This is a genomic window from Neptuniibacter caesariensis (genome assembly GCF_000153345.1).
In the GTDB taxonomy this organism is placed as follows: Bacteria; Pseudomonadota; Gammaproteobacteria; order Pseudomonadales; family Balneatricaceae; genus Neptuniibacter; species Neptuniibacter caesariensis.
In genome coordinates this window covers 1,853,051-1,861,187 of record NZ_CH724125.1, presented here as the reverse complement: position 1 = coordinate 1,861,187, position 8,137 = coordinate 1,853,051, and the positions used below count along the sequence as shown (strand labels likewise).

At 44.3% G+C, this 8,137-nt stretch carries 6 protein-coding genes and 1 rRNA gene; 3 read left to right on the top strand and 4 right to left on the bottom strand.

What is annotated here, in order from left to right; genetic code table 11:
- Positions 1 to 737 precede the first annotated feature (737 nt).
- Positions 738 to 853: ribosomal RNA gene (gene rrf, locus MED92_RS08640) — 5S ribosomal RNA — on the top strand.
- 114 nt (positions 854 to 967) lie between these two features.
- Here the strand turns inward: rrf and MED92_RS08635 are convergent.
- Positions 968 to 1,225: a HigA family addiction module antitoxin gene (locus tag MED92_RS08635; RefSeq protein WP_007021145.1), complete on the bottom strand. Its 258-nt coding sequence runs from the start codon at positions 1,223 to 1,225 to the stop codon at positions 968 to 970.
- A gap of 51 nt (positions 1,226 to 1,276) precedes the next feature.
- On the opposite strand from MED92_RS08635, the gene MED92_RS08630 reads away from it, so the two are divergent.
- Both MED92_RS08630 and MED92_RS08625 read left to right on the top strand, forming a co-directional pair.
- Positions 1,277 to 1,762, top strand: a complete 486-nt coding sequence (locus MED92_RS08630) for a DUF2489 domain-containing protein (RefSeq protein WP_007021144.1) — start codon at positions 1,277 to 1,279, stop codon at positions 1,760 to 1,762.
- Positions 1,763 to 1,764: 2 nt separating this feature from the next.
- The gene (locus tag MED92_RS08625) at positions 1,765 to 2,139 is read left to right on the top strand and encodes a hypothetical protein (RefSeq protein ID WP_007021143.1); all 375 of its coding nucleotides are present in this window, start codon (positions 1,765 to 1,767) and stop codon (positions 2,137 to 2,139) included.
- Between the two features lie 17 nt (positions 2,140 to 2,156).
- On the opposite strand, the gene MED92_RS08620 is transcribed toward MED92_RS08625, so the two are convergent.
- Genes MED92_RS08620 through MED92_RS08610 form a run of 3 tightly spaced genes read right to left on the bottom strand, consistent with a single transcriptional unit; the run spans position 2,157 to position 7,863 of the window.
- A complete protein-coding gene (locus tag MED92_RS08620) occupies positions 2,157 to 4,802 on the bottom strand; it encodes an ATP-binding protein (protein WP_007021142.1) in 2,646 nt (881 codons plus the stop codon).
- Positions 4,799 to 5,755, bottom strand: coding sequence for an ABC transporter substrate-binding protein (locus tag MED92_RS08615; protein WP_007021141.1), 957 nt, complete (start codon positions 5,753 to 5,755; stop codon positions 4,799 to 4,801). Before MED92_RS08615 ends, MED92_RS08620 begins: the two co-directional genes overlap by 4 nt.
- Positions 5,756 to 5,784: 29 nt before the next feature.
- Positions 5,785 to 7,863 carry a TonB-dependent receptor plug domain-containing protein gene (locus MED92_RS08610; RefSeq protein WP_007021140.1) on the bottom strand — a complete coding sequence of 693 codons (2,079 nt, stop codon included), beginning with the start codon at positions 7,861 to 7,863 and terminating at the stop codon, positions 5,785 to 5,787.
- Positions 7,864 to 8,137 lie beyond the last annotated feature (274 nt).

Here is an 8,137-nt window from a genome sequence, read left to right as displayed (position 1 = left end):
CATGCAATGAGCGCAAGAGTAGAAGGGTGCTTGACTGCGAGACAGACACGTCGAGCAGGTACGAAAGTAGGTTCTAGTGATCCGGGGTTCTGTATGGAAGGGCCATCGCTCAACGGATAAAAGGTACTCCGGGGATAACAGGCTGATACCGCCCAAGAGTTCACATCGACGGCGGTGTTTGGCACCTCGATGTCGGCTCATCACATCCTGGGGCTGAAGCCGGTCCCAAGGGTATGGCTGTTCGCCATTTAAAGTGGTACGCGAGCTGGGTTTAGAACGTCGTGAGACAGTTCGGTCCCTATCTGCCGTGGGCGTTTGAGATTTGAGAAGAGTTGCTCCTAGTACGAGAGGACCGGAGTGAACGAACCTCTGGTGTACCGGTTGTGATGCCAATTGCATTGCCGGGTAGCTACGTTCGGACGGGATAACCGCTGAAAGCATCTAAGCGGGAAGCCTCCTTCAAGATGAGATCTCACTGGGAACTTGATTCCCCTAAAGGGCCGTTTAAGACTAAGACGTTGATAGGCTGGGTGTGGAAGCGTTGTGAGGCGTTGAGCTAACCAGTACTAATTGCCCGTGAGGCTTGACCATATAACGCCAAAGGTGTTTGGAAGATAATTTGTGGTTTAGTTAGTAAGAACGATAGAGAGTAACGAATTAGCGCAGTACGAAAAGCTACAGTCATAGAGCTCTAAATCAAAGATAAGAAGAATCAGATCCGAGTTGTAACAGTTTTGCTTGGCGACCATAGAGTTGTGGAACCACCTGATCCCATACCGAACTCAGACGTGAAACGCAGCATCGCCGATGGTAGTGTGGGGCTTCCCCATGTGAGAGTAGGTCATCGCCAAGCATTTAATTACGAGAAACCCCTATCGCTGACGCGGTAGGGGTTTTTTCGTTATGGCTGGAAAGCAGGCTAAAACTGCCAATATCAGCTAAGAGCTGCCGGACTCAGCAAAAGGCACTACACAGATCCGCCTTTATCCGCTCTATCAAAATCTTCCTGGATATTTAGCCAAAAACTATGTGTTGTGTTGAAGCCTTTGGCTAGTTTAAATGCCAGTTCATAACCAATTTTTTCTTCACCGCTGATAATTTTGCCAATCAGTGTTTCATCAATTTGGCATATTTCAGCAGCGTCGGAATGATCCAGACGGGACGGCTTAAGGTATAATTCTTCGATCATTTCGCCTACACTCGGCGGTCCATTTAGAATTTTCATAGTTGTTTGCTGTCTTAATAGGTATACGCAAGCATATCGGGATAAATCTGTATGTCTGAATCTTACTTATATCTGCTTATTGCGCTTTGTTTGATCATTTCGGGTGTCGCTTTGTTCTATATTGTACGACACAACAAAATAATCAAGGATGCTAAAGAGGAGCAATTTGCCCAGCAGGAGCTCACGGCTAAGCGCTATAAAGAGAAGCGTGATTATCTGATAGAAAGTATTAAGGTAATTTCACAAGCAGTGGGTAACGACGACAAGCTTACAAATGCAGAAGCTGCACTAAGGCTCACCCCACTATTGGAAGCGCTTGCGCCTCATTTGCTTGCTCACGCTGATTTCTCTGCTGTGTATGAATTCTATAAACGTGTGGAGCATGTACCTATCAAAGATAACTGGAAAAAGCTGAGTAAACAGAAGCGCTGGGAATATCTTAGAGAGATGAATGCTGCAGATGAAGAGCTTGGCGACTCGCTAAAAGAGGCAGCCGCGCGTTTGGCAAAATACAATTTTGACGCCATGATGCACTGAGTATGGAATTCTTTCTTGTCTTCTTGGTTTCCTTTATCGTATTGGTCGCGGTTGCATTAAGTTTTGCTTTCGGCAAGCCTCCAGCCTATCGGCCAACCAGGCATGAGATCTTTCAGTTACTTGTTGATGTACAAAATAATAACGCCACGATCGAGGCCTGGGAGATGTTTCTCAGCCTACCTATTAATCATGATCCTGAGTTAGAGAAAGTTAGAGAAGCTTGTATTCTGGTTGCTTTTGGCGATGAGGTAACACCGCCTGCAGGTGAGGGGTTAGCTGGTTCAATCTTTGATAAAGAGGGGATGCTTCGCATAAGATCGATTGCTGTTACCCTTAAAAGCCTCCTCGATAGTCAGCCTACATCGAAAACGTTTTAACCTGATAAGCGATCGTTTTATTCGGGCTCGATTAGCTCGAACTGTTTATGTTCGATGATGCGTTTTAGTTGCCATAACTCTCCCCAGATTGCTTTGTAATCTTCGTTAATTAGCGCATCATGGAGGTTATTACCTGTAACCTCTATTTCTGGGATTTGATATAAACCCGCTAATCCTTGAAGTTGGTGACTATGGTTTCGCATCTTCTGGATATCTGAATGACTAAAACCATCCATTAGTCCTTCCAGTTGTTTGCTTAGTTCTTCTTCGAGCTCGCTGTAGCTAACGTTATATTTATTTAAGTCTGTCGAAGTTTTGTTTTTCGTGCTCGCAGGTAATGGAAACGGTTCTTTACCAGAGAGGAAAGAGTCAATTGTATGGCACAGTTCATGGTCATCTATGGGCTTGAGCAGTACATGGTTAACACCGGCTTCTATCAATTTGGTATGTTCACTGGCGATAACATTCGCGGTTAACGCGATAATAGGTATCTGAGTGTTTGTCAGCCTTATCTGGCGTGTTGCTTCAATGCCGTCCATAACCGGCATGTGCACATCCATAAGGATCAGGTCTGGTGAGTACTGTACAGTCGCTCTAACAGCCTCTTCTCCTGTTGTCGCTTCGATAACTTCAGTATCTGCCTGTTGTAGAATTTTACCTATGAGCAGTCGGTTAAAGTCATTGTCTTCTGCAACGAGTACTTTAGGGTTGCCGTCAATGAAGAGTTCTTTCTCATGAGCCGGGCTTGGGAGCTTGTATGAGTTTGGTGATAGGGCGTTTAATAGTAATTGCGTCCGAGGTGGCTTTCTAAGCTGTACAACCCTGTTTGATAAGAAGAGGGGGAGGGGTTGGCCACTTAATAGAATGACTTTACCTTTGTGGATATCTACCAGTGAATGGAGCTCTTGAATCGATTCTTGTGAAACTCTATTCGTTGGTAAGCCGCAAATAACACTACAGCTACTCTTCTCTTTTGACAGTGTTACTAATTGCTCAAAAGAGCTTGCTTCGATGATTTCTGTTTTAATAATACTCAGTTGCTTTTTAAGGCTTTCTCTAACGAGCGGGTGCTGGTCATAAATAACTATAGAGTCGGTGTAGCGATTAGAATCTAAACGCTGTCTCTGGCTCACTGTAAACGGTATGTTGAGCGTTATTTGTGTTCCTTTTCCCTCTTTGCTTTCAAGGGATATCTCTCCTGACATAAGCTCAGTTAAGCGTTTTGCAATAACTAATCCTAGACCAGAGCCTCCATATTTTCTTGTGATAGAGGTGTCAGCCTGACTGAATGCCTGAAATAAGTTGTCAATGCTATCTTGCGGAATACCTGTGCCAGTATCTTCGACAATAATTTTAAGTTTGCTTTCCACTGGGCTTATTTTAGTGGGTACAACGTGGATACAAACGTGCCCTTGACTGGTAAATTTCACCGAATTACTGATCAAGTTAGTGAGAATCTGGCGTAATCTGACTGGATCGCCAACAAGAAACTTAGGTGTTTCGCTTTCAATCACCGGAACGAGCTCTAGCCCTTTGTCATGAGCAGCAGCTGTTTGCATCTCGAGGACGTCCAGGATGCAGTTTTCAAAATCAAAGGGGATCTCTTCAAGCTCAATGGCGTTGGATTCTAATTTTGAGTAGTCGAGAATGTCATCAATGATCGATAAGAGCAGGCCCGAAGTGAGATTGATAATCCGGGTGTATTCTTTCTGATCGGTCTTTAGTTCTGTCTGGTCAAGAAGGCGAGCAAAGCCTGAAACTGAGGTTAAAGGTGTACGCAACTCATGGCTCATCCTGGCAAGGAACTCGTCTTTTGCCAGATTTGCGCTGTTAGCTCGCTTACGTGCTTTATCCAGAGCCTGGTTCTGCTTCTCGAGATGAACCAGAGTAGAGCGTAACCTCTTTGTCGCTTTATCAACACGGCTTTCCAGTGTTTGGTTGGACTCCTGAACCCTTTGTGCCAATCGGTTAATGCCTTGTGCGAGGGAGCGGAGCTCCCCAGTGCTGGATAAGCTTGCTCTGGTTTCCAGGTGGCCATGCTGGAGCATCTCAATAACGTGGGTCAGACCCAGAATTGGATTAGTGATGCGCTGACCGAACCTTGAAGCTATAAAAACAGTCGTCAGCAGGCCGATTAAAGCCAGGATGACTCCTTTGATGAGTATTTCAAATTGTCGTTCTTTGGTCGGATTTTCCGAAAGTACGATGACAACCCAGCCAATAAATTCCGGTTCTAGCGCACCGTCTACAGCATCTAATGGATCTAGTACATCAACCCCAGTAGCAACTACAGGGTGAAGAAAGTAAACCTGATCATTTTTATGCAGCGGATAACCGGCATTTTTATCTAGTGGGGAAGCGCCTTGCTGCCCGCGCGTCAACGTTTCAAAAGCAGGGTTTAAAAAGGCAACATCGTCAACCTCTTCAGCCTTGATGCTTGAGCGTATCAATCCATTCAGGATCTCAATATTTCCGACGAGCAAACCGAACTCTGCGGACGAAGCCATCATTTGCGCCATTGTCTGGCCTTTATCGATCAAGGCTGCTTGAGCATCGTCGAGTCGGGTATTAATGAAATAACCACCTAGCAGCAAGGTGATCATGCACAGAGGGAATAGAGTGATGATTAGAACGCGCTGCCTTATACCAAGAGTCATGCTCATCGCTCTAACTCCTGTAGTTTGCTTTCTAGCTCTCTACTCGTAGGGATCTTGATTCTGAGAGACTGGGCTGCATTATCATTGGTTGCTACAGAGAAATACTTTGGATGTTGTGGTGCTGGTAAACGTTTTTTACCTAACGAACTACGTATCAATTCCCCTGTATGGCGACCAATCTGATCAGGGGTTGAATGGACTGCTGCGAGAGCCCCTGCATCGACATATTTTTTGGAAAAGCCGATCAGCGGAATACGTTGTCTGAAGGAGATATACAGTACCCATTTTGCGGTAGTGCGATTGAACACAGAGCGATCGGGCAGTGATAAGAAAATATCTGAATTACGGATCAGAGGTTGTAACTTATGGATAGGGTTGTCTGTTTCTTCCAGCTTTTCATAGCGAAGTTCCAACTGTTCTGAGTTTGCAGCTTTTTTAAGTAGCTCAAGGTCGTTTTGCGAATTTGGCCCAAGTGCAGTCGCTATCGATTTCGCTCGAGGAGCGATCAGGCGTGCTAAGGCAATTTGCCTTTCATAAGGTTGATCAAGATATACAGCAGTGACTTTCTTAAGCTTTATACGCTGATGGTTTGCATACTTGATGAGGAGCTTTCTGTAGGTTTGTCTGGGGATGAAACTGACGTAAAGAGGTTGGTTATCAGGGATTTTATCGAAAAGCTGATCGGCTGCCTTTGATCCTATAGCGATAACTTGTTGATAGCCCGAAGTGTCGTATTGGATCTGCTCCAATTCAGCCAGTGTGACAATACGACTGGGATTTTCCAATTCTGCAGATATTGTTTTAGCAACTTGCAGATAACTGTCTAACTGTCTACTCAGTACTATTAACTGATCAGCATGGGTGAGTGGGCTTAGGAGAAGAAAAGATAATAGCAGCCCCGCCAATGGCATCAGCCATCGGCTCTGAGCTGGTTTATCTTTTCTTCTCTTATCAGACATGATCACATTCCATTGCTTGTTGATAATGCCTAGTAGCTGAACTTAAGTTGAACGAACGATCTTCGATCAAACTCGTTGTATTTATAAAACTCAGAATACTTTTTATCGAACAGGTTCTGAACAATAAATGACAGTTCTAGTTTGCTAGTGAAATCCAGGTCGAACGATTGGCTTAGGGTAAGATCGGTTCTCGTATAATTGTTTCGTGGACTGCCACCGCTATAGCCTTCAAGCCATTCAGTGTGGTCCATGTAATAGTGAGATAAACCTATTAAAGTGTTTTCAGTTGGTTGGGTACTAAAGAGTAATGAGGCTGTATGATTCGGGGCACGGGTGTCCAGGGAATCGGACCGATTATCGCGGGGACCACGGTCACGATATCCTTGAGGATTATTATAGCCATAATTAAATATCAGGTTAGATTCCCATGGTAAAGGCAGGCCCGTTTTTAGCTGAAATTCGAGCCCTCTATTTATCCAGCTAGAATTGTTACTTTGAGAACGAGATCTGCCATCCCCCGGATAGGTATCCTCGGAGTCATTTACATAATAAGCATCTATAGCATCTGTAACATCTTCATAGAAGACGCGTAAATCAAATTGTGCTTTTGATTTCGGCCAAAGCTTCAAATAGCCAATTTCAAACGAATTGTTCTCTTCAGGGTTAGCATCTGGATTGGGTCTGGAAATAACATCTACAAACCCCCCAACACCGGCAGGGTATCTAAGAATGTTCTGTCCATAAGTGTCGAGCAGTGAAGGCATTCTGTGGGCTCGGGTATATGCTATACGTAACGAGCTATCAGGGCTAATCAGGTAATTAGCCGCAACTCTTGGTGACAGAGCTCCATGTGTGTTCTTACTGTATTCATACATCGCCCCGGTATTAAATACCCATCGGTCATCGAGTTTATATTCCCAGTTGCCGAATAGACGCCAGCGAGTTTCTTCTTGCCAATCCAAACTTTGGAAAAGGGCTTCGCTTTTGGTTCTTTGGAAACGGGTGCCGATTCCGAAAACTGCGTTCGAATTAGGGGAGAAGTGCTTTGTGGTAAGGAATGAAAGGTCATGAAGGTCCATCTCTCCATGTTCGCTATCTTTAAATATTCCTAAAGGGTTCAAGGCAATAGTTGCCGCCCCGTTGCCTCCAGTAAGAGCATCAAGTTCCGCCTCGGAGTATGTCGGAGAAACGAGGTTTAAATAATTATGATAATAGGTGAGTTTGTACTCTGTTTGAGCATCTGCCACTCTATTCCAGGTTACCATTTGATGGTTTGATGCGTGGGTTCTTCTAAGGAAGTTAGCATCAGATGCTGTAGCCTTATCACCGTCTCCCCTGGATGCATATCCATCGCTATATCCCAACTCAATATCAATATTGTCACTCAAATTTGGAGTAAATGAAGAGTTAAGATTTATATAACGAGTCATCCCATCATCGTTATAACGGGGGATACCATCATTACTCAGATGCCCCCCGGTTACAGCATATTGTGTGGTTTCTCCGCTGCCCGCATGTCTAAAAGAATAATTCCGGGTATTTAAAGAGCCATTGGTGGCTCTAACCTCTGATGTAGGGTCTTTTATGGCAGAGCGAGTCACAATATTAATCGCACCAAGGAAGGCGTTAGATCCCTGAGTTGGAACATTGGAACCACGGACAACTTCTATATAGTCCACGTCGTGGATAGAGATACCGATGGTTTCCCAGGCAACCGTTGCTAATAAAGGGAGATAAACTGAGCGGCCATTAATCATCACTTCCAGTTTATTAGGGAAATCATTGGTCATACCATGATAAGCAACACCGGCTTTATGGGTGTGAACATCATAAACTTGCATACCGGGTACCAGACGCAGCAAGTCCGGGATTTTTAGAGCACCCGAAGCCTTGATCATGTCCTGATCGATGATTGTTATCGAGGCAGGGGCTTCAGTGAGTTTTTGCGAAAGGTTAGTAGCAGAAACAACCTGGGGAATATCAATAAAGATATCCTCTTCAGTAAAGTCGGAAAGTTCATCATCGTTTGCCAGACTGGCGCTTGTAGTAACGCTGATGCCTGTTGCTAAAACGAAGATTTTACACAGAAAGGTCTTATCCCAACGCATATTTTGTTGCTCTATCAATTTACTGAAAAGGCAATCAAATCTTTCGGCCTACATAGATAATAACAGCCGCCATAACGATTGCTTCCAAAATGAATCCGTTATTTTCAAGTATCCAGTCCATGCGGGTCAAAATTCTACTTGAATGGGCTCTCTATAATAGCTTCAAGTCAAACGGGATTGAACCTGCTCGGCCTTTTAAAACAAAAGGTTGTGTAATTAATTGTAGTATTCCTGGCAGTCTTTTTCCTAATAAATAGAATTATTAAAAAATAGA

Bases quoted from the DNA above. Each gene is read 5' to 3' on its own strand.
- MED92_RS08620 (WP_007021142.1), bottom strand. From the start codon at position 4,802: ATGAGCATGACTCTTGGTATAAGGCAGCGCGTTCTAATCATCACTCTA.
- MED92_RS08610 (WP_007021140.1), bottom strand. From the start codon at position 7,863: ATGCGTTGGGATAAGACCTTTCTGTGTAAAATCTTCGTTTTAGCAACA.
- MED92_RS08625 (WP_007021143.1), top strand. From the start codon at position 1,765: ATGGAATTCTTTCTTGTCTTCTTGGTTTCCTTTATCGTATTGGTCGCG.
- MED92_RS08635 (WP_007021145.1), bottom strand. From the start codon at position 1,225: ATGAAAATTCTAAATGGACCGCCGAGTGTAGGCGAAATGATCGAAGAA.
- MED92_RS08615 (WP_007021141.1), bottom strand. From the start codon at position 5,755: ATGTCTGATAAGAGAAGAAAAGATAAACCAGCTCAGAGCCGATGGCTG.
- MED92_RS08630 (WP_007021144.1), top strand. From the start codon at position 1,277: ATGTCTGAATCTTACTTATATCTGCTTATTGCGCTTTGTTTGATCATT.